This window comes from Ensifer sp. Root423 (assembly GCF_001426275.1).
GTDB lineage: Bacteria > Pseudomonadota > Alphaproteobacteria > Rhizobiales > Rhizobiaceae > Ensifer > Ensifer adhaerens.
Genome location: NZ_LMEG01000018.1, coordinates 37,709 through 58,715, shown reverse-complemented (window position 1 = coordinate 58,715; position 21,007 = coordinate 37,709). Strand labels below are relative to the sequence as shown.

21 protein-coding genes are annotated in these 21,007 nt (G+C 63.4%); 9 read left to right on the top strand and 12 right to left on the bottom strand.

Features of this window, described 5'->3' with window-relative positions; genetic code table 11:
- Window positions 1-107: 107 nt before the first annotated feature.
- Complete coding sequence (locus ASD01_RS18375) at window positions 108-2,033, top strand: HAMP domain-containing methyl-accepting chemotaxis protein (RefSeq protein WP_034802136.1); 1,926 nt, start codon at window positions 108-110, stop codon at window positions 2,031-2,033.
- A gap of 112 nt (window positions 2,034-2,145) precedes the next feature.
- On the opposite strand, the gene ASD01_RS18370 is transcribed toward ASD01_RS18375, so the two are convergent.
- Together ASD01_RS18370 and ASD01_RS18365 are read right to left on the bottom strand one after the other, a co-directional pair.
- Window positions 2,146-4,317: a malate synthase G gene (locus ASD01_RS18370; protein WP_034802138.1), complete on the bottom strand. Its 2,172-nt coding sequence runs from the start codon at window positions 4,315-4,317 to the stop codon at window positions 2,146-2,148.
- A gap of 205 nt (window positions 4,318-4,522) precedes the next feature.
- Window positions 4,523-6,526 carry a hydantoinase/oxoprolinase N-terminal domain-containing protein gene (locus ASD01_RS18365; RefSeq protein WP_060644231.1) on the bottom strand — a complete coding sequence of 668 codons (2,004 nt, stop codon included), beginning with the start codon at window positions 6,524-6,526 and terminating at the stop codon, window positions 4,523-4,525.
- Window positions 6,527-6,678: 152 nt separating this feature from the next.
- Between ASD01_RS18365 and ASD01_RS18360 the strand changes: the two genes are divergently transcribed.
- Window positions 6,679-7,305, top strand: a complete 627-nt coding sequence (locus ASD01_RS18360) for a hypothetical protein (protein WP_034802142.1) — start codon at window positions 6,679-6,681, stop codon at window positions 7,303-7,305.
- Here the strand turns inward: ASD01_RS18360 and ASD01_RS18355 are convergent.
- The 5 genes from ASD01_RS18355 to hslV form a co-directional block, all read right to left on the bottom strand.
- Entirely contained in the window at window positions 7,259-8,653 is a 1,395-nt protein-coding gene (locus tag ASD01_RS18355; RefSeq protein ID WP_034802144.1) for a cytochrome P450, read from the bottom strand. The two genes, ASD01_RS18360 and ASD01_RS18355, sit on opposite strands and share 47 nt — an antisense overlap.
- 73 nt (window positions 8,654-8,726) lie before the next feature.
- Window positions 8,727-9,671, bottom strand: coding sequence for a DUF1402 family protein (locus tag ASD01_RS18350; RefSeq protein WP_090428639.1), 945 nt, complete (start codon window positions 9,669-9,671; stop codon window positions 8,727-8,729).
- A gap of 194 nt (window positions 9,672-9,865) precedes the next feature.
- Window positions 9,866-11,173, bottom strand: coding sequence for an ATP-dependent protease ATPase subunit HslU (gene hslU, locus ASD01_RS18345; RefSeq protein WP_034802146.1), 1,308 nt, complete (start codon window positions 11,171-11,173; stop codon window positions 9,866-9,868).
- A complete protein-coding gene (locus ASD01_RS18340) occupies window positions 11,170-11,694 on the bottom strand; it encodes a GNAT family N-acetyltransferase (RefSeq protein WP_034802149.1) in 525 nt (174 codons plus the stop codon). Before ASD01_RS18340 ends, hslU begins: the two co-directional genes overlap by 4 nt.
- Window positions 11,684-12,241 (bottom strand): ATP-dependent protease subunit HslV, encoded by a 558-nt coding sequence (gene hslV, locus ASD01_RS18335; RefSeq protein WP_051659613.1) that lies wholly within the window; start codon window positions 12,239-12,241, stop codon window positions 11,684-11,686. Before hslV ends, ASD01_RS18340 begins: the two co-directional genes overlap by 11 nt.
- A gap of 227 nt (window positions 12,242-12,468) precedes the next feature.
- Here hslV and hisB point away from each other — a divergent pair, with 227 nt between their 5' ends.
- Genes hisB through coaA form a run of 7 tightly spaced genes read left to right on the top strand, consistent with a single transcriptional unit; the run spans window position 12,469 to window position 17,096 of the window.
- The gene (hisB, locus tag ASD01_RS18330) at window positions 12,469-13,077 is read left to right on the top strand and encodes an imidazoleglycerol-phosphate dehydratase HisB (RefSeq protein ID WP_034802151.1); all 609 of its coding nucleotides are present in this window, start codon (window positions 12,469-12,471) and stop codon (window positions 13,075-13,077) included.
- Between the two features lie 24 nt (window positions 13,078-13,101).
- Complete coding sequence (locus tag ASD01_RS18325; RefSeq protein ID WP_034802154.1) at window positions 13,102-13,572, top strand: DUF2628 domain-containing protein; 471 nt, start codon at window positions 13,102-13,104, stop codon at window positions 13,570-13,572.
- The gene (hisH, locus tag ASD01_RS18320; RefSeq protein ID WP_034802156.1) at window positions 13,572-14,222 is read left to right on the top strand and encodes an imidazole glycerol phosphate synthase subunit HisH; all 651 of its coding nucleotides are present in this window, start codon (window positions 13,572-13,574) and stop codon (window positions 14,220-14,222) included. Before ASD01_RS18325 ends, hisH begins: the two co-directional genes overlap by 1 nt.
- A 28-nt stretch (window positions 14,223-14,250) precedes the next feature.
- On the top strand, window positions 14,251-14,988 hold the full coding sequence (hisA, locus tag ASD01_RS18315; RefSeq protein ID WP_034802159.1) for a 1-(5-phosphoribosyl)-5-[(5-phosphoribosylamino)methylideneamino]imidazole-4-carboxamide isomerase: 738 nt from the start codon (window positions 14,251-14,253) through the stop codon (window positions 14,986-14,988).
- A gap of 3 nt (window positions 14,989-14,991) precedes the next feature.
- Window positions 14,992-15,768, top strand: a complete 777-nt coding sequence (gene hisF, locus ASD01_RS18310; RefSeq protein ID WP_034802161.1) for an imidazole glycerol phosphate synthase subunit HisF — start codon at window positions 14,992-14,994, stop codon at window positions 15,766-15,768.
- Window positions 15,769-15,783: 15 nt separating this feature from the next.
- Window positions 15,784-16,107: a phosphoribosyl-ATP diphosphatase gene (locus tag ASD01_RS18305; protein ID WP_034802164.1), complete on the top strand. Its 324-nt coding sequence runs from the start codon at window positions 15,784-15,786 to the stop codon at window positions 16,105-16,107.
- Window positions 16,104-17,096, top strand: a complete 993-nt coding sequence (coaA, locus tag ASD01_RS18300; RefSeq protein ID WP_060521550.1) for a type I pantothenate kinase — start codon at window positions 16,104-16,106, stop codon at window positions 17,094-17,096. Before ASD01_RS18305 ends, coaA begins: the two co-directional genes overlap by 4 nt.
- 15 nt (window positions 17,097-17,111) lie before the next feature.
- On the opposite strand, the gene ASD01_RS18295 is transcribed toward coaA, so the two are convergent.
- The 5 genes from ASD01_RS18295 to ASD01_RS18275 all read right to left on the bottom strand — a co-directional run bounded on the left by ASD01_RS18295 (window position 17,112) and on the right by ASD01_RS18275 (window position 20,976).
- Window positions 17,112-17,723 (bottom strand): alpha-ketoglutarate-dependent dioxygenase AlkB, encoded by a 612-nt coding sequence (locus ASD01_RS18295; protein WP_034802169.1) that lies wholly within the window; start codon window positions 17,721-17,723, stop codon window positions 17,112-17,114.
- A gap of 12 nt (window positions 17,724-17,735) precedes the next feature.
- Window positions 17,736-18,173, bottom strand: coding sequence for a hypothetical protein (locus ASD01_RS18290; RefSeq protein WP_034802172.1), 438 nt, complete (start codon window positions 18,171-18,173; stop codon window positions 17,736-17,738).
- A 2-nt stretch (window positions 18,174-18,175) separates the two neighbouring features.
- The gene (gene lysM, locus ASD01_RS18285) at window positions 18,176-18,649 is read right to left on the bottom strand and encodes a peptidoglycan-binding protein LysM (protein WP_034802175.1); all 474 of its coding nucleotides are present in this window, start codon (window positions 18,647-18,649) and stop codon (window positions 18,176-18,178) included.
- A 78-nt stretch (window positions 18,650-18,727) separates the two neighbouring features.
- A complete protein-coding gene (gene arfB / locus ASD01_RS18280; RefSeq protein WP_034801693.1) occupies window positions 18,728-19,162 on the bottom strand; it encodes an alternative ribosome rescue aminoacyl-tRNA hydrolase ArfB in 435 nt (144 codons plus the stop codon).
- 203 nt (window positions 19,163-19,365) lie between these two features.
- Window positions 19,366-20,976 carry a phosphoenolpyruvate carboxykinase gene (locus ASD01_RS18275; protein ID WP_060644232.1) on the bottom strand — a complete coding sequence of 537 codons (1,611 nt, stop codon included), beginning with the start codon at window positions 20,974-20,976 and terminating at the stop codon, window positions 19,366-19,368.
- Window positions 20,977-21,007 lie beyond the last annotated feature (31 nt).

Genomic DNA, 21,007 nt, shown 5'->3' with positions numbered 1-21,007 from the left:
CCGCTCGGAAAGTTCAATTTCGACTTAAATTCAGCCGCTTATTAAGTAAGCGTTATCTAAATAATCGAAACAGTGTGCCCACGAAATTCCGCTCGGGAGGGACTGGCATGCTGATCAAGACCAAGCTTATCGGCGCAATCGCGCTTCTATCATCCATCGCTATCGGCATCGCTATTCACAGCCAGAGCACGCTGTCGGAAACCAGCGACATGATGGACGCGGTCTACGCCGATCGCATTGTGCCGCTGAAGAACCTGAAGGCGACTTCCGACGCCTTTGCGGTCTCGATCGTCGATGCTGCCCACAAGGTGCGCAATGGCAACGAATCGATGGAGAGCGGGCTTGCCTCGGTCAATGCCGCACGGGAAACGATCAAGTCAAACTGGGATGCCTATGCGGCGACCTCGATGACCGACGAGGAACGGAACCTCGTCGACAATGCACGAAGCCAGATGGTCGTTGCGATGGATTCGATCACGGCACTCACGCAAATCCTCTCGGCCAAGGACCAGAAGGCTCTTGATGCCTTCGTGCGCGACAAGCTCTACGCTACGATCGATCCGCTGACGGCCACGATCTCCGAGATTTCGGACCTGCAGGTCGAACTTTCGGGTACGGCCTTCGAGGCCAAGCATCACGAGTTCGAAACCGTACAGACACTCAACATTGGGATCATCGTTCTCGTCGTGGCGCTTGCTGGCGGCACCCTGCTTGTGGTGCTGCGCGGCGTCGTCGGACCGCTCGCCCGCCAGATCGCCGCCATGCGCCGGCTGATCGACGGCCACGTTGAAGATGCCGACGAGCCGGTGCGCGGCAAGGACGAGATCGCCGAAATGGCCCGCGCCATTCAATCCTTCCGCGAGGCGGCGCGCTCGAATCTTCGGCTGCAGGCGGAGGCCGAGGAGAACCGCCGCAACGGCGAGGCCGAACGTGTCCGCGTCCAGAAGGCGGCGGAGCAGGCGGCGCAGGAAAAGCTGACGCAGGCGACCGCCGGACTTGCCGGCGGCCTGCAGCGGCTGGCCAACGGCGATCTCGCCGTTCAGCTACATGAGCCGTTCGCCGCCGAGTTCGAACAATTGCGGCACGACCTCAACAAGGCGGCCGCGCAGTTGAACGATGCGCTTCTCGCCGTTGCCGACAGCGCCCAAAACATCGGCATGGGCACGCGCGAAATCAGCCAGAGCGCCGACGACCTGTCCAAGCGCACCGAACAGCAGGCCGCGTCTCTCGAGGAAACGGCCGCGGCGCTCGATCAGATCACCGCCAATGTCAGCAATTCCTCAAGACGGACGGAGGAGGCACGCGACATCGCCGGCGAGGCGAAGACCAGCGCGGCCCAATCCGCCGTCGTCGTCGCCAACGCGGTGGAAGCCATGCGTCGGATCGAGGAATCCTCCAGCCAGATTTCCAGCATTATCGGCGTCATCGACGAGATCGCCTTCCAGACAAATCTCTTGGCGCTGAATGCCGGCGTCGAAGCAGCGCGGGCCGGCGAAGCGGGAAAGGGCTTCGCCGTCGTGGCCCAGGAGGTGCGCGAGCTCGCTCAGCGCTCGGCGAAGGCTGCGAAAGAAATCAAGGATCTCATCCGTACATCGAGCCGGGAGGTCGAGAACGGCGTGCACCTGGTGCGCGACACCGGCGAGGCGCTGCAGACGATCGAAGCGCATGTGATCACGATCAACGAACACATGGCGGCGATCGCCACCTCCGCCCGCGAACAGTCGGTGGGATTGAGCGAAGTCAACACCGCCGTCAACCAGATGGACCAGGTAACGCAGCGGAACGCAGCGATGGTCGAGGAAGCCAATGCGGCCTCCGCGACGCTGGCGCAGGAAGGCACGAACCTGCGCAACCTGATCGACCGTTTCACGCTCGCCGGCGAGGCCCAGCCAAAGGGCAGGCCGATGGCGCCTGCCCCGGCAGTCGCCGCAACCACGCGTGACCAGGGACGTCCTCAGCCGGTACGCCGACCAGCCCCCTATGCCACCCACGGCAATGCCGCACTCGCAACGGACGGCTGGGCGGAGTTTTAGAGCGGCACGGGCTGCGATCGTGTCTGGAAGACCGGACCACCGCTGAAACGAAAGAGCCGTGCGTTCATGTGAACGCACGGCTCTTTTCCAATACCCCGACTTCGGTGGCGAATCAGGCGGCGTTGCGCGCCTTCAGCTCCAGGCGGCGGCGGTGCAGGACCGGCTCGGTGTAGCCGTTCGGCTGCTCGCGGCCCTGGAGGACGAGTTCGACGGCGGCCTGGAAGGCAATCGAACGGTCGAAATTGCCGGCCATCGCGACGTAGAGCGGATCATCAGCGTTCTGACTGTCGACGACGGCCGCCATGCGCTTCATCGTCTCGACGACCTGGGCCTCGGTGACGACGCCATGATGCAGCCAGTTGGCCATGTGCTGGGCGGAGATGCGCAGCGTGGCACGGTCTTCCATCAGGCCGACATTGTTGATGTCGGGAACCTTCGAGCAGCCGACGCCCTGATCGACCCAGCGCACGACGTAGCCGAGAATGCCTTGCGCGTTGTTGTCGAGTTCGCGCTGGATTTCCTCGGGCGTCCAGTTCGGGCGGACGGCTACCGGCACCGACAGGATATCGGAGAGCTGGGCGCGGGCGCGGCTCTTCAGGCTCGCCTGGACCTCGGCAACATTGACGCGGTGGTAGTGGGTCGCGTGCAGAGTGGCCGCCGTGGGCGACGGCACCCAGGCGGTGTTGGCGCCGGCCTTCGGGTGGGCGATCTTCTGTTCGAGCATCGCCGCCATCAGATCGGGCATCGCCCACATGCCCTTGCCGATCTGGGCGTGACCGGACAGGCCACATTCAAGCCCGATGTCGACGTTCCAGTTTTCATAGGCGCCGATCCAGGCTGCCTGCTTCATGTCACCCTTGCGGATCATCGGGCCGGCTTCCATGGAGGTGTGCATTTCGTCGCCGGTGCGATCGAGGAAGCCGGTGTTGATGAAGACGACGCGCTCGCGGGCCGCGCGGATGCATTCCTTGAGGTTGACCGTCGTGCGGCGCTCCTCGTCCATGATGCCCATCTTCATGGTGTTGGCGGGCATGCGGAGCGCCTTTTCGACACGGGCGAAAATCTCGCTGGCGAAGGCGACTTCCTCGGGGCCATGCATCTTCGGCTTGACGACATACATGGAACCCTCGCGGGAGTTCATGCGGCGACCGCCGTTGCCGACATCGTGGAGGGCAATCAGCGCCGTCACCATCGCGTCCATGATGCCCTCGGGCACTTCCTTGCCGTCGCGGTCAAGGATAGCCGGATTCGTCATGAGGTGGCCGACGTTGCGGACCAGCATTAGCGAGCGGCCGGGAAGGGAAAGCGTACCGCCGGCAGTTGCCGTGTAAACGCGGTCGGCATTGAGACGACGGGTAAAGGTCTTGCCGCCCTTGGCAACCTCTTCTTCGAGGTCGCCCTTCATCAGGCCGAGCCAGTTGCGGTAGACGACAACCTTGTCTTCGGCATCGACGGCGGCGACAGAATCTTCGCAGTCCATGATCGTGGTGATCGCCGATTCGAGAATGACGTCGGCGATGCCCGCCGGATCTTCCTTGCCGATCGGCGTGGTGGCGTCGAGGACGACGATCGCATGCAGATTGTTGTGCCGGAGAACGATCTCGAAGCGCGCACCTTCAGCCCCGGAATAGCCGGCGAATTGAGCGGCGTTGCGCAGTGCAGTGCTCGAACCATCCTTGAGACCAATCGCCAGCGCACTGCCAGCAACCTTCAGGGAAGTAACGTCCGCCCAGCTTCCATTCGCCAGCGGCGCACTGGCGTCGAGGAAGTTTCGCGCCCAGGCGATGACCTTGGCGCCGCGCTTCGGATTGTAGCCGCGGCCCTTCTCGGCGCCATCAGCGTCCGAAATCGCGTCCGTGCCGTAGAGCGCATCGTAGAGCGAGCCCCAGCGTGCATTGGCGGCGTTCAGCGCATAGCGCGCATTCATGACCGGAACGACGAGCTGGGGGCCGGCGATCGTCGCGATCTCCGGATCGACATTGGCGGTCGAAACGCTGAACTCGCCACCCTCGGGCAGCAGGTAGCCGATATCGCGCAGGAAGGCCTGATAGGTCTCCATATCGCTGGGGGCGCCGTTCTGCTTGTACCAGGCGTCGAGCTTGGCCTGCAGGTCGTCGCGCTTGGCGAGCAGCGCCCGGTTCTTCGGCGCCAGATCGTGCACGAGGGCGGAAAGCTCAGCAAAGAAGTGCTCTGCATCGACGCCGGTGCCCGGCATCGCCTCTTCCATCAGGAAGCGATGGAGGTCCGCATCAATCTTCAATCCATACGTCTCAATGCGGTCCATCTGCCAACTCCTTGAAATAGACGTAAGGAGCGCCACCGATCCGAACGGATGCGATGAAAACGCCCCAACATGTTGATCTTGCGCCTGAAGCGAGTCTCGGACCAGCCCATGCGCAATACGCGCGTGAAACGGCCGCAGTTTCTCACCAATTCATTCCCTGTCAATTCTGCAAGGATGCGAAGAATTGTTTCCGAAACGGAAAAGATCAGCCGTGCGCGATGCGCGGCCGGCCGCTGGCGGACGCAATGAACCGGGCCTCGATCAGCTTGGGGCTGCCCTCGACCTCCGGCGCGTCGATTTCCTCGCGCAGCAACGACGCGGGATCATCGGCACCGTTGGTGCGCGCCGCCTCCAGAGCTGCGGTCTCGGCCCGTCGGCGCGCGGCACCAAAAGCCTTTTTCTGATCGAGAAAGCGTTCGCTGGCCCCGGCCCCGTTGACGACAAAAATGCCCTCCTCCGGCATCGTCACGAAAACGGTGACGGTGGCGCTTACCTGGCCGACCACGGCGCCGACGGCATTGGCGACGCCGGCCTCCTCGGGAATGGCGGCTTCGGTTCCGAGCATCTCGGTAATAGCCGGGTAATAAACCGGCGCCGAAGCGCCAAGTCCGACGAGCGGACGATCGAGACCAAGTGAGAACCGGACGATGCCGGGCGTCCGGGTCAGCGCACGATCGACGGCCTGCGACACGGCGGGATCGATCGCGCCGGCGCCGTCCTCGCCGAGGCAGGCCTGCAGGATGACCTCGGAGGATTGCCGCGTCAGCCGATCGACGATCATCTGCGCCAGCGCCTGTGGAGAAGAAGCAATCGGCTGGCCGGAGCCGTCGCGGGTCCGGGCCGCAAGCTGAATGCCAAGCTCGGCCGCTTCGAGGTTCCATTGCGACTGCCGGCCGAGCACATGCATGGCGTCGGACGGCGTCAGACCGCAGATATGGACGAGCCCCCGGGCCACCAAACGATCGAGCGTCGCCTTCTGTGGCGTCGAGACGAGCAGCGTTTCAAGCGAGACGGGGACGCTACCGATGCGCTCGTAGAGCGCCTGCTCCTGTGGCTGCAGGCCGCTTGCCAGATGATCCGGCAGGCCGGTACGCACAGCAAAGCGCCCATTGTTGCGCCCGGTGTGCTGGGCGCGCATCTGTTTTTCCAGCACCGAGATGACGGCGTCGCCGTGGAGCGCTGCGGCGAGGCTCAGCGGCATCAGCCGGCGCGGACCGAGGTCGATCTTCGCCTTGAGGCCGCGATCGTTGATGCGCACTTCCGAATCACCGCCAAGGCCGTAGGTCCGCATCGCAACAGCCTCGACCATGGTGCGGAAACCACCAACGACGGCGCCTTCGGCATCGAGACGCGGGCGGCCGCCATCGAGCACGGCCACGTCGGTGGTGGTGCCGCCGATATCCGAAACCACGGCGTTGTCGAGGCCGGTCAGATGCCTCGCGCCGACGAGGCTTGCTGCCGGACCGGAGAGGATCGTCTCGATCGGGCGCAGCCGCGCCTCCTCGGCCGAAATCAGCGCACCGTCACCGCGCACCACCATCATTGGCACGTCGATGCCGCGCGCCTTGAGAAACCCTTCGCAGGACCCGATCAGCCGGTCGATCATCGAGACGAGGCGGGCGTTGAGCAGCGTCGTCAAGGCACGGCGCGGCCCGCCGAGTTTCGAGGACAGTTCGTGGCTGCAGGTGACCGGCAGGTGCGAGACCTCGCGGATGCGGTCGCGCACGCGCTTTTCATGATCCGGATTACGAACGGCGAAGTAGCCGGCAATGGCGAAGGAGGAGACCTGATCAGCCAGCACCGGCAGGACGGCGTCGAGCTCGCTCATGTCCAGCGGGGTCTCACCGCCATGCACATTGTGGCCGCCCGGCAGGAAGACTACCGGGTCCGAGCCGAGCGCTTCCTGCAAACCGTCGCGCTTCAGATCCTCGGGGCCGAAGCCGATCATGACGAGGCCGGCGCGGCCGCCCTGCCCTTCGACCAGCGCATTGGTGGCAAGCGTCGTCGACAGGGAGACCATGCTGATCGCCGAGACCGGCACGCTGGCCTGATCGAGCACCGCTTCGACTGCACCGGAAATGCCGACCGCGAGGTCATGGCGGGTCGTCAGCGCCTTGGCCTTGGCGACCACCCCCTTCGTCTCCGAGAAGAGGGCGGCGTCGGTGTAGGTGCCGCCGGTGTCGATGCCGAGAAGAAAATGGGAGGTCAATTCGCGCAGTCCGGAATTCGCGCGGGGCGCAGAGGCCCCGGGTTCAATGGGGATCGATGCGGTGATATGACATATTTCAGGAGAAGACCATCGTGTCGCAGACATCGACGATGAGTTCAGCGACACCGGTGAGAATGGCAGGGGTCCATCGCATGCTCGAACGACGCCATCCGTTGCTCGTCGCCTTGCTGTCAGCGGGCATCTTGTGTCTTGCAGCAATGCCGTCCCGCGCACAGGACGCGGAGGAAGAGGAATACAAGCCGCAGCTGCCCGAAGTCGCGATCTACAAGGCGATGCTCGATGCCAACAAGCAGACCGGCTGGATCCAGTTTCGCGACTATGACGACCGGCAGCTGATCTATTTCACGGCATTGCAGACGATGCATTGCCGGCTATCGGAAATCCGCTACTCGATCAATTCGGATGCGCTCGACCAACGCTTCCCGCTGGCCAAGTGCAATCCGCAGCTGCCCTTCAACCTGCCGGGCGACGAGACGGCCGAATATGTCTACATCTCGCTGCCTGCCAAAACGGCGCAGACGCTGACGATCCAGGCGGTCTGGGACGATGGCGCCGGAAGCGAGATCGTGGTTTACAAGCCCTGCGACAATGTCGGCGACGCCACCTGCGCACAGATCAAGACGATCAAGAAGCCGTCGAAAATGCTACAGCAGCCGAAGCCGGCGGATTCTCCGGTGCGTTCCGTTCAGTCACCGATCCCCGGCAAGACCTTCAGCGAGCCGAAACCCTCATCGGCAACCCGCCCCGCGGTTGAGTAGTGAGCCGCTGCACCGGCCAGGGATTGGTTTCCGCGGTCGTATCGAAGCGGTAGCGGTGCATCATCACTGCCAACGCGATCACCGCTTCCTGCAGCGCGAAAGTCGCGCCGATGCAGACGCGCGGGCCGGCACCGAAGGGCAGATACTGGTAGCGGTTCAGCTTCTCTCGGTTTTCCGGCAGGAAACGCTCGGGCATGAACGCGCGCGGCTTATCCCAGTAGAGCACATGGCGATGCAGCGTCCAGGGCATGATCAGTACGGCGATCCCTTTGGGGATGCGCACCCGCTCGCCAGTCGGTGAGGTCCACGCGTCTTCCTCGATCGCCGCGCGATTGATCGACGGCGCCGGCGGATAGAGCCGCATCGCCTCCTCGAAGGCGGCGAGCACATGCGGCATCAGACCAAGCCATTCGACCGGCTCGGCACCGCTTGCCATCGCGGTATCGATCTCGGCTTCCATGATTTCGCGATAGGCCGGCGTGTTGGCAACGCAGTAGAGCGTCCAGGCGAGTGCCCGGGCGGTGGTCTCGTGCCCGGCACCGATGAAGGTCAGGATGTTGTCCTCGATCTCAGCGGTCGAAAGGCCCTGGCTGCCCTCGATCTCCAGAAGCAACGTCAGGAAATCCTGCGGCGTGCCCTTGGGGTCCTCCGCCATCTTGCGGCGGCGAAGCGCCATGGTCTCCGACACGATCGAGCGGAAGCGGTTCATCACCTTCCTGCCGCCGATGCGGGTCGGGCGCGGGATCCATTCGGGCGCCAGCAGAATGTCCATCGGATCGACGCGGCCCATGCGGTGCAGCAATTCCTCGACGCTCTGGACGAAGCCTTCGCGCTCGACGGCGACCTCACCGGAAAACAGCGTTTCGGCCAGGATGTCGAAGGTCAGTTCCGTCATGTCGTTGGCGACATTGGTGGTAAAGGGAGCTTCCTGGGCTCCGGCATAGCGCTCGACGAACTGCTCCGAACTGCGCAGCATCTGGCCGGCAAAGCCCTTGGCGTGGCGCGGCGTGAACACCGGCGCCATGGCCTTGCGCGAACGCTTCCAGACCTCACCTTCCGCCGTCAGCAGCCCGTCGCGCAGGATGGGCCGCAGGATCAGCCGGCGCACCTTCGACATTTCGTAATTGGCGACGTTATCGACGAGGATATGGCGGATGAGGCCGGGATCGTTGACGATCAGGGTGCGCTGGGTAACGAACTTCGTCTCGATCCAGGGCAGCGTATAGGATGGCTCGCCCCACAGTTCGAGCGGATTGCGCAGCACGGTCCTGATGATCTTCAGGTAGGAAGGAATGCCGACACGGGGAACGGGAGCCGGCGGTTCGAACGGCTCCGGACGCATGTCCATGGTGATTGCCTTTCTCGATTGCCCCAGGATTTCAGGTTTTTACGGCGCAATCAAGGAAAGTGCTTCACGTGAATCACAGCAGGCTTTCGAGTTCCGTCAGCTTGTCGTTGACGAGCCAGCCGTAATAGTTTTCCTCCGGCCATTGCGCCTGACCGCTCTGGATCTTGGCGGCGAGCGCTGCCGCGCGGCCATCCGGATTGCCGACATTGTAGAGCGTCGCGGTTACACCGGGGTTGGTCGAAATATCGACCCCTGCGATCGACTTGTAGGCGTCGATCGAGTGACGGATCGAGGCCGCCATATAGGCAAGCGACACGTCCGGATCCATGATCGCCTCATAGACGCCGGCGGCATTGTTCTCATCGAGGCGCTCATAGCCCGAGGTCTTTGCCACGATATCGGTCAGCATCAGTGCGGTCAGCGGGTTGATCTGGCCAAGGCCGAAGGTCTGGCCGGCGAAGAACGGCTGGAAGAAGACGGCGCTGAAACGGTTGTTCGGGTAGGACTTGCCGCCCACCGATTTGCCGCGGAAGTCGTTGTCCCAGACCCGCTCGCGGCAGCTCCACAGAGCATAGGCGCCCTTCTTGGCGCCGCATTCGGAAAATTGCGGCCGAGCCACGAATTCAGCGACGGTCTCGCCATCGTATCCGAACTGGAAGCTGTTGCCGGCATAAGCAGCCGCCTTGACGTAATAGGACTGCAGCCGATCGTAGGCGTCGACATTGTAGGTGTGTTCGCCGACGATGGCGCCGACCATGTGGATCGGTGCGATGCCATAGGCGCGCGACACGGACTTGATCTTGCTGATCAGCTGCTTGTCGGTGGCTAGCAGATCGCGGACCTTCTCGAACTTGGCATCGAAGGACGTGCGGCCGGCCTTGGTGCGGCGCACGGATGCGCCGGGGATCGCCGGTTGCTCGACGTTGCGGTTGCCCGGCGGAACGTCGGTCGCGGCGAATGACTGGCTTGCGCTCAGGCAAAACGTGGCGATAGCGAGCATGCAGGCGGTGAAACGCACGATCTCTTCTTCCTGTGACTGGTGGAGGCTGCCTCGGTCGGCGGGCCGCTCCTACGCCAAGATCATGTCGGAAAAATGCCCGGACCACGATCGATAACCGCGCCCGTGTTAGAAAAAATGCGGCCGCCTGTCGAGAGACAGGCGGCCTGCGTATTCAAGGTTGCGGGCGTTTGCATGGCCCTACGACCGAAATGTCACAGGATATAGCGCGACAGGTCGGTGTTGGCGGCGAGATCGCCGACATGCTTGCGCACATATTCAGCGTCGATCGTCACCTCGTGGCCGGCGCGGTCCGGCGCATTGAACGAGATCTCGTCCAGCACACGCTCCATCACGGTCTGCAGCCGGCGGGCGCCGATGTTCTCGACCGTGGCGTTCAACTGCACCGCCACGTCTGCAAGCGCATCAATTGCGTCATCGGTGAAGTCGAGCTTGACCTCTTCTGTGTCCAGAAGCGCCTTGTACTGGCGGATGAGGCTCGCCTCGGTTTCCGTCAGGATGCGGCGGAAGTCTTCCTTCGTCAGCGCGCGCAGCTCGACGCGGATCGGCAGGCGGCCCTGCAACTCCGGCAGCAGGTCCGAGGGCTTGGCCACGTGGAAGGCGCCGGACGCGATGAAGAGGATGTGGTCGGTCTTGACTGGCCCATACTTCGTCGCAACGGTCGTGCCTTCGACGAGCGGCAAGAGGTCCCGCTGTACGCCTTCACGCGATACGCCAGCACCCATGCCGCCTTCCCGCGAGGCGATCTTGTCGATCTCATCGAGGAAGACGATGCCGTCGTCTTCGACTGCTTTCACGGCCTCGCGCTGAATCTGCTCGTTGTCGAGCAGCTTGTCGGACTCGTCGTCGATCAGCATGCCATAGGAGGCCTTGACGGTCGTCTTGACCTTCTTGGTGCGGCCGCCGAGCGCCTTGCCGAACATCTCCGAGAGATTGAGCACGCCGATATTGGCGCCCGGCATGCCCGGGATCTCGAAGCCGCCGCCCGGCGCGCCGGTCTCGGCGATGTCGATCTCGATTTCCTTGTCGTCGAGCTCGTTGGCCCGCAGCTTCTTGCGGAAGCTGTCGCGCGTTGCCGGCGACGCGGTGGCGCCGACCAGTGCATCGAGCACGCGCTCCTCGGCATTCTGGTGCGCCTTTGCCTTGACTTCGGCGCGGCGCTTTTCGCGCACGAGACCGATGCCGACTTCGACGAGGTCACGGATGATCTGCTCGACGTCGCGGCCGACATAGCCGACCTCGGTGAACTTGGTCGCCTCGACCTTGACGAAGGGCGCGCCGGCGAGCTTGGCGAGCCGCCTGGAAATCTCGGTCTTGCCGACGCCGGTCGGTCCGATCATCAGGATGTTCTTCGGCATCACCTCGTCGCGCAGCTCGTCCCCGAGCTGCTGGCGGCGCCAGCGGTTGCGGAGCGCGATCGCCACGGCGCGCTTGGCGTCGTTCTGGCCGATGATGAAACGGTCGAGTTCCGACACGATTTCTCTGGGTGAAAACGTACTCATGTAGTCCTCTCAAACTCGGACCGCGTCAGCTCCATCAGGAGTGTGCGGCCGGACGTATCAATCCACTCTGCGTAAGGCACGAAGCCGGCCTTGGTGTAGGCGCTGACGGCCCTTCGGTTGCCGGCGTCAGGGTCGATCACGACGCGGGGTGCGCCGGCGGCAAAGAGCCGCCCGGCAAAGGCCCGGACCGCGAGCGATGCGACGCCCCTGCCCGTCAGTTCCGCCGGGCCGATGAAGATGTCGATACCGGGCACATCGGCCGGCATGTCCTTCGCCCAGGGCTCGTCGTCCGGGTACTGGGCCGGCACCCAGGACTGGATGTAGCCCGCCGGCTCGCCGGCCACGTGGAAGATGAAGCCTTCCACTTCTCCTGACGCGCAGCCTTCGCGGATCAGCTCCACTTCCTTGTCCGGGTCGCCCCACCATTGCCGCACATGCGGCTCGCTCAGCCAGGCATGCAGCAGCGGCAGGTGGCTATCGGCCACCGGCACGAAACTGACATGCGCGGGCTCATTGGGCATCCAGTGTCTCCACGACGATATTGTGGTTGGTGTAGACGCAGATGTCGCCGGCGATCTGCAGCGCCCTGCGGGCAATATCCTCGGCCGACTTGTCGCTGTCCATCAGCGCGCGGGCCGCGGCAAAGGCGTAGTTGCCGCCCGATCCGATGGCAATCGTGCCGTGCTCGGGTTCGAGAACGTCGCCGTTGCCGGTGATCGCCAGCGTGATCGACTTGTCGGCCACCAGCATCATCGCTTCGAGATTGCGCAGATACTTGTTGGTGCGCCAGTCCTTGGCGAGCTCGACGGCTGCCCGCATCAGCTGGTCGGGATACTGTTCGAGCTTTGCTTCGAGCCGTTCCAGCAGCGTGAAGGCATCGGCTGTGGCACCGGCAAAGCCGGCGATCACGTCGCCCTTGGCAAGCCGCCGCACCTTGCGCGCGTTGCTCTTCATCACGGTCTGGCCGAGGCTCACCTGGCCGTCGCCGGCCATCACCACCTTGCCATCCTTGCGTACCGTTATGATGGTCGTCGCATGCATCGTTCCGTAGGGATTGTGTTCGCTCATGAAATTACCCGTAGGCCCCTGATACGCGGGGCATTGCGGCTCGTGACTCGAGCCTGGTTGCTTGAGGCCTATGTAAGTACGGCAGACGGGTTTGCAAATGGCAACAGGCCGCCGGCGCAATCTTCGTTCGGCGACTGTCACCGGATGATTCGAATCGACCGCTCAAGTTCTGGATATTTCAGCTTTTGCCTGATAAGGAGCCGCGTCAGCGTATACAGGAGAGCCCGATGGCAGAAGCCACGTCCAGCCGCACCGCAGAGGTTTCGCGAAAGACCAACGAAACCGCGGTATCCGTATCGGTCAACATCGACGGCACCGGAATCGCCAAGATTTCGACCGGCGTCGGTTTCTTCGACCATATGCTGGACCAGCTCGCCCGACATTCGCTGATCGACATGGAGATCAAGACTGACGGCGACCTGCATGTCGACGACCACCATACGGTCGAGGACACCGGCATTGCCATCGGCCAGGCGATTGCCAAGGCGCTTGGCGACCGGCGCGGCATCACCCGCTATGCCTCGCTCGATCTTGCGATGGACGAAACGATGACCCGCGCGGCAGTGGACGTTTCCGGCCGACCGTTCCTCGTCTGGAACGTGACCTTCACCTCGCCGAAGATCGGCACCTTCGACACGGAACTCGTGCGCGAGTTCTTCCAGGCGCTCGCCCAGCATGCCGGGATCACGCTGCATATCCAGAACATCTACGGCGCCAACAACCATCATATCGCCGAGACCTGCTTCAAGTCCGTCGCCCGCGTGCTCCGCACCGCAACCGAAATCGACCCGCGCCAGGCCGGCCGCGTTCCCTCGACCAAGGGGACCCTTGCCTAAGCGGCCAGTCACTGGCTTTGACTCATGGCTTCTTACATGATCCTCACCCCGCCGGGTGCGCGCGCCAACGACGAGCGGGCGCGCTTCGTCGCCGACGGCTTTTCCTGGTGGGCCTTCCTTTTCCCGGCGCTCTGGCTTCTCGCCAAGCGTCAATGGGCAATCGGAATCGCAGTTGCTGTTCTGCAGATCTCGTTAATATTCCTGTCGAACCACGAAAGCGGCTTCTTGCCATCTCTCCTGGCCCAGCTCGCGCTTCGGCTGGTGGTGGCGCTCGAAGGGCCGGTTCTGGTGGCACGCAGCCTGACGGCCCGTGACTGGACGCTGCGTTCCATCGTTCCGGCGCCCAATCTCGAAACGGCCGAAGAGATCTATTTCACGAGCCTGGCTTCGAATGAGACCAAGCCCGCCGCCCCCTCCCCGGCCGACTGGACCGTGCGCAAGCCCTCAAGTGGCGGCCCCGGCCTCGGCCTTTTTGATTCCTACGGAGAACGCTGATGCGCGTCGCCATCATCGATTACGGCTCGGGCAATCTGCGCTCGGCCACCAAGGCCTTTGAACGGGCCGCCCGCGAAGCCGGCGTTGCAGCCGAGATCGACCTTACCGACAAGCCGGAACGGGTGGCGAGCGCCGACCGCATCGTGCTTCCGGGAGTCGGCGCCTATGCCGATTGCCGCCGCGGCCTTGCTGCCGTCGACGGCATGGAGCAAGCGTTGACCGAGGCGGTCGAACAGGCTGGGCGGCCCTTCCTCGGCATCTGCGTCGGCATGCAGCTGATGTCGTCGCGCGGACTTGAAAAGACCATCACCCATGGTTTTGGCTGGATCCCCGGCGATGTCGTCGAGATGACGCCCGCCGACACCACGCTGAAGATCCCGCAGATCGGCTGGAATACGCTGAAGCTCAAGCGCGAGCACCCGCTGTTTGACGGCATCCGTGTTGGCGAAGCCGGTCTGCATGCCTATTTTGTGCATTCGTACCACCTGGCCGCTGAGAACGCCGCCGACGTGGTCGCTGAGGCCGACTATGGCGGGCCCGTCACGGCCTTCGTCGCCAACGGCAACAAGGCGGGCTCGCAGTTCCACCCGGAAAAGAGCCAGGCGCTTGGCCTTGCCCTCATCTCGAATTTCCTGCGCTGGAAGCCCTGAGCTTTCGCACGACTGATTGGACAGACCCATGATCCTTTTTCCCGCGATCGACCTGAAAGACGGGCAATGCGTGCGCCTGAAGCTTGGCGACATGGACCAGGCGACGGTTTACAACCCCGACCCCGCGGCCCAGGCCCGCGCCTTTGAAGACCAGGGCTTCGAATGGCTGCACGTGGTCGACCTCAACGGCGCCTTTGCCGGTGAGACGGTCAACGGTACCGCCGTTGACGCCATTCTCAAGGCGACCAAAAACCCGGTGCAGCTCGGCGGCGGCATCCGCACGCTCGACCATATCGAAACCTGGCTGTCGCGCGGGCTTGCCCGCGTCATCCTCGGCACCGTGGCTGTCCGTGATCCGGCGCTCGTGATCGAGGCCTGCCGCAAATTCCCCGGCAAGGTCGCCGTCGGCATCGACGCCAAGGGCGGCAAGGTTGCCGTCGAAGGCTGGGCCGAGGCTTCCGAACTCGGCGTGATCGAGCTTGCCAAGAAGTTCGAGGGCGCCGGCGTTTCGGCGATCATCTATACCGACATCGACCGCGACGGCATCCTGACCGGTATCAACTGGGCTTCGACGCTGGAACTGGCGGACGCGGTTTCCATTCCTGTCATCGCATCGGGCGGTCTCGCCTCGATGGACGATATCCGCCGCATGGTCGAGCCGGACGCACGCAAGCTCGAAGGCGCCATCTCCGGCCGCGCGCTCTATGACGGCCGCATCGACCCGCAGGAGGCGCTGGAGCTGATCCGCGCTGCGAGAAAGGCTTGAACCATGACGCTTAAAGCCCGCGTTATCCCCTGCCTCGACGTCAAGGACGGCCGTGTCGTCAAGGGCGTCAACTTCGTCGACCTGATCGACGCCGGTGACCCCGTGGAAGCGGCCCGCGCCTATGACGCTGCCGGCGCCGACGAGCTCTGCTTCCTCGACATCACCGCGTCCTCGGACAATCGCGAGACGATCTTCGACGTCATCGCCCGTACGGCCGAACAGTGCTTCATGCCGCTGACCGTCGGCGGCGGCGTGCGCCAGGTTTCCGACATCCGCAAGCTGCTTCTGGCCGGCGCCGACAAGGTGTCAATCAACACGGCTGCGGTAAAGAACCCGGAATTCGTCGCCGAAGCCGCCGACAAGTTCGGCAACCAGTGCATCGTCGTCGCGATCGACGCCAAGAAAGTCTCGACGGATGGCGAAGCGGATCGCTGGGAGATCTTCACCCATGGCGGACGCCAGCCGACCGGCATCGACGCGATCGATTTTGCCCGTCGGGTGGTCGATCTCGGCGCCGGCGAGATCCTTTTGACCTCGATGGACCGTGACGGCACCAAGAGCGGCTACGACATCGCGCTTACCCGCGCCGTCGCCGACGCGGTCCGCGCGCCCGTTATCGCGTCGGGTGGCGTCGGCACACTCGACCACATGGTCGCCGGCATCAAGGACGGTCACGCGACCGCGGTCCTTGCCGCCTCCATCTTCCACTTCGGCACCTATAGCATTGGCGAAACCAAGCGCTATATGGCGGAGCATGGCATCGCCATGCGCCTCGACTGAGCTTCAGGATCTCCCATGGGCGACTTCACACTTTCCGACCTCGAAGCCATCGTCGCGACACGCGCGATGGCGGCGCCGGACGAATCCTGGACGGCAAAACTGGTGGCAAGCGGCCAGCCGAAGGCGGCGAAGAAACTCGGCGAGGAAGCGGTTGAAACCGTGATCGCGGCCATCAGCAACGACCGCGCAAATCTCATCGCCGAAAGCGCCGATCTCCTCTATCATCTAATGGTCGTATTGAAGATCGCCGACGTTCCGTTGCAGGATGTGCTCAACGAACTTCAGCGACGGACCAACCAATCCGGCCTGCAGGAAAAGGCAAATCGGCAGACCCCATGACGATCGCGGCGAAAGACATCGAAGCAGCCGACCTGCCCGACAACCTCCAGAAGCGGGACTACTCGCCCTATCATTTCTTCACCGCCGAGGAATGGTCGCGCTTTCGCGCCGATACGCCGATGACGCTGACGGCCGACGAGGTACAGCGGCTGCGCTCGTTGAACGACCCCGTCGATCTCGGCGAGGTCCGGCAGATCTACCTGTCGCTGTCACGCCTGCTTTCGACCCATGTGGAATCGTCGCAGATGCTCTTCGAGCAGCGCAAGCGCTTCCTCAGCATGTCCGAGACGAAGACCCCCTTCGTCATCGGCATTGCCGGATCGGTCGCCGTCGGCAAGTCGACGACGGCCCGTATCCTGGCGCAGCTTCTGGCGCGTTGGCCGTCGAGCCCGAAGGTCGACCTGGTGACAACAGACGGTTTCCTCTATCCGAACGCCGTGCTCCAGCGCGAAAACATGATGGACCGCAAGGGCTTTCCGGAGAGCTACGACGTCGGCGCGCTCCTGCGCTTCCTGTCGGCGATCAAGGCCGGCCAGCCGAACGTCAAGGCGCCCAGCTATTCGCACCTGACCTATGACGTGCTGCCCGACCAGTTCACGGTCATCGACCGGCCAGATATCCTGATCTTCGAAGGCATCAACGTTCTGCAGTCGCGCAACCTGCCGGCCGACGGCAAGATCGTGCCGATGGTCTCGGATTTCTTCGACTTCTCGATCTATATCGATGCCGAGGAGAGCCTGATCCACAGCTGGTACGTCAACCGCTTCATGCGGCTGCGCGAAACCGCGTTCAAGAACCCGGAATCCTACTTCCACCGCTACGCCACGATCAGCGAGGATGCAGCCCGGGCCATTGCCGAGGGATTGTGGCACAACATCAACCTGAAGAACCTGCACCAGAACATCCTGCCGACGCGCCCGCGCGCCGACCTGATCCTGCAAAAGGGCCCGAACCATCTGACCGAAAAGGTGGCGCTCAGGAAGCTCTAAGCTTCCGGTGCATCCTCAGGGATTGACGCGGCGGAGTGTCAGATTGACCCGCCCGCCATTCTTCAGCAGCGTCGACGTGCTCGGATAGATCCGGTCGACGCCATGGAAGGCGAGACGCCCTTCCCCACCCAGCACCACGACATCGCCGCTTTCCAGCCGGAAGGACATGGTCTGGCCGCCGCGCGAATTGCCACCCACGCGGAAGAGGCAGCTGTCACCAAGCGAGATCGAGACGACGGCGGTTTCAAGATCGCGCTCGTCGCGATCCTGGTGCAGCCCCATGCGGGCCTCTTCGGAATAGAAGTTTACCAGGCAGGCCTCGGGCGTCTTGCTGCTTGCGGAAACCGCATCCCAGATATCGAGCAGGATCTCCGGCATGACCGGCCAGGGGCGGCCGGTCACCGGATGCTGAGACTGGTAACGATAGCCGCGATCGCGATCCGTGACCCAGCCGAGCGCGCCGCAATTGGTCATGCGCACCGACATGGGTTTGCCAGTCTTCGGCATTTCCGGCACGAACAGCGGCGCTTCGGCAACGACTGACCGAATGGCCTCGACCAGTTGCTCTTGCCGGGCACGATCGAGATAACCCGGAATATGTCTGATCCCTTTCGGGAGCACCTGCATGAGAAGCAGTCCTTATTGTTCCAGGCCGAGAAGTGCCGCCGGCACACCGTAGCGAAGCGGCCAGCCGGCATAGGCCACATCCGTCGGCCCAACGACGTGATCGACCAGGTTCCAGCGGCCATTCTGGAAGCTGACGAGTGCGAACACCGTCAGACCATCCATCATGTCTGCCTCGTCGCGCAACCCGGTTTGCGAAAGCTCGATCGATCCGCCACCCGGCCGTTGCGGCTCGACCTGCATGAAGGCCCAGTTGGGTGCGGCACGCATGGTGGTGACGACGAATTCGACGGGACCGCGCATCTCGGCTTCGACCGCGGGGCGGATCGCGTCGAGGATGGCGGCACGCTCCGTACTGCCCTTGGCGGGTTCACGGAAAGGCTGCGCCAAAGAACCGCTGGCAAGCCAGAGGCTTGCCAGCGCGGCAACGACGAGAGAACGCCTGAAGGACACGCTCAGGCCGCATCCAGATCCGGAATGCGCAGAACCTGGCCGGGATAGATCTTGTCCGGATGGGTCAGCATCGGCTTGTTGGCTTCGAAGATCACCGTGTGCTTGGCGCCCTTGCCCTTGCCGTACTGCGCCTCGGCAATCTTCCAGAGGTTATCGCCCTTCTTGACCGTATAGAAGACGGGCTCCTTTGCCGGAGCAGGTGCTGCGCCGGCATCGGCGACCTTGAGTTCGGAGGCCTCGACTGCGGACACGCCGAGCGTGTTGCCGACGGCGACGACGGCCTTTTCGAAGACGCTCTGGTCCTTCACGACACCCTTCAGCACGACCTTGTCACCGGCCACTTCGACCTGCACGTCCTTGGTGCCGAGATCGTGGGATGCAAGTTCCTTCTGAACGCTTTCGGCATCCGGAGCATCGTCGTCGCCGCCGATACCAAGCTTCTTGCCGGCGTTCTTGATAAAGCTGAAAAGACCCATGAATATCTCCTTTTGCGAAAACACTGCTCGATAAGAGAGGGCGCTGCCCGCCAAAAGGCAAGGGAGCCGCAAAAAGAATCAATCGCCTCCAGGCCGGCCCCTGAGCTTCTTGATCTCCCCGCGACCCGACTTCTCCTTGAGACGCCGCTCGACGGAACCGCGCGTCGGCTTGGTCTTCTTGCGCGGCGGCGGCGGGGGTTCGGCAGCCTTCAGGATCAACTCCTTCAGCCGCTCGCGCGCATCCTCGCGGTTGCGCTCCTGGCTGCGAAAGCGGCTCGCCTCGATCATCAGCACGCCCTCTTTCGAGGCGCGCTTGCCGGCGATCTTCAGGGCGTTGGCCTTGATGCGATCGGAAAGCGCCGGAGACGCCTGGACGTTGAAGAACAGCTGAACGGCGGTCGACACCTTGTTGACGTTCTGCCCGCCCGGGCCACCGGCCAGCACGAATTGCTCCGTCAGCTCCCAGCCGGCAAGGACGATATTGTCGTTTATGTAGAGCGGGTCGCTGGCCATGGTTCACCTCGGCCCGATCTATGGCACAGAGCGAACCCGTTGAAAACACTGCGGCGCCGCGCGTCTCATCAGAGGCGCAAAGGTCGCCGTAGCACTCTGGCTCGCCTTAGATCGAAGAGGATTTAAAGGGACATAGAGCAGACGCGAAAGCGAAAAACCCGGCCACAAGGACCGGGTTTCACGTGAATCATAGCCGACAATGTTTATTCGGCGGCGATCTTCGTACCGGGAGCCGCGTCGCGAACGCTGCCGTCCACATGGCTCTCGAACTTGGCGAAGTTCGTGATGAACATGTCGACCAGGCGGCGGGCCTGTGCGTCATAGGCTGCATCATCGGCCCAGGTCGAGCGTGGGTCGAGGATGCCGTCGTCGACGCCCGGGACCGAGACCGGAACGGCAAAGCCGAAGTTGGCATCGGTGCGCAGTTCCGCAGCGTTCAGCGAGCCGTCAAGCGCGGCCGCGAGCAGAGCGCGCGTTACCTTGATCGGCATGCGGCTGCCGGTGCCGTAGGCGCCGCCGGTCCAGCCCGTGTTCACCAGCCAGCAGGTGACACCGTTCTTGGCGATCAGGTCCTTCAGCAGGTTGCCGTATTCCGACGGGTGACGCGGCATGAACGGTGCGCCGAAGCAGGTCGAGAAGGTGGCTTCCGGCTCGGTAACGCCCTTTTCCGTGCCGGCGACCTTGGCGGTGTAGCCGGAAAGGAAGTGGTACATCGCCTGTTCCGGCGTCAGCTTGGCAATAGGCGGCATCACGCCGAACGCATCGGCGGTCAGCATGATGATGGTGCGCGGCTGCGGTGCGGTGCCGGTGGCGCTGGCATTCGGGATGAAGTCGAGCGGATAGGCGCAACGGGTGTTTTCCGTCAGCGAACCGTCGTCGAAATCAGGAACGCGGCGCTCGTCAAGCACGACGTTTTCCATGACGGTGCCGAAGCGGCGGGTCGTGGCGTAGATTTCCGGCTCGGCGGCTTCCGACAGGCGGATCGCCTTGGCGTAGCAGCCGCCTTCGAAGTTGAAGACGCCCTGCTCGCCCCAGCCGTGCTCGTCGTCGCCGATCAGCGTGCGGGTCGGGTCGGCCGAAAGCGTCGTCTTGCCGGTGCCGGAGAGGCCGAAGAAGATCGCGGTGTCGCCGGCCGGGCCAACGTTTGCCGAGCAGTGCATCGGCATGACGCCCTTCTTCGGCAGCAGGTAGTTGAGAACGGTGAAGACCGACTTCTTCATTTCGCCGGCATAGGACGTGCCGCCGATCAGGATCAGGCCGTTGGTGAAGTCGCAGGCGATGACCGTCTCGGTGCGGCAGCCGTAGCGCTCCGGATCTGCTTTGAAGCTCGGCAGATCGATGATCGTCAGCTTCGGCAGGAAGGAGCCGAGCGCTTCGCGGGCTGGGCGAATCAGCAGATTGCGGATGAACAGCGAATGCCAGGCGTACTCGGTAACGACGCGCGTCGGCAGGGCGTTGTCGGCATCGGCGCCGCCAACCAGGTCCTGCACGTAGAGCGACATGCCTTTGGCGTGCTCAAGCATATCCTTGCGCAGCAGGGCAAAATGCTCCGGAGACATCGGCTTGTTGTTGTCCCACCAGATCTGGTCGTCGGTGTTCGCATCGCGAACGACGAACTTGTCCTTCGGCGAGCGACCGGTGTGCTGGCCGGTACGGGCGACGAGCGCACCGTGTGCCGTCAGCTCAGCCTCGCCGCGGCGAAGAGCTTCCTCATAAAGCTCTGCGGCTTCGAGGTTGTACCGAACCGTTTCCAGGTCGATAAAGCCGAGTTTTTCCAAGCCGTTCGCGAGATTGCGAGTGCCGAGTTGCTCCATGGTCAAGCTTCCTTCGTGTTTGGCCATTGGC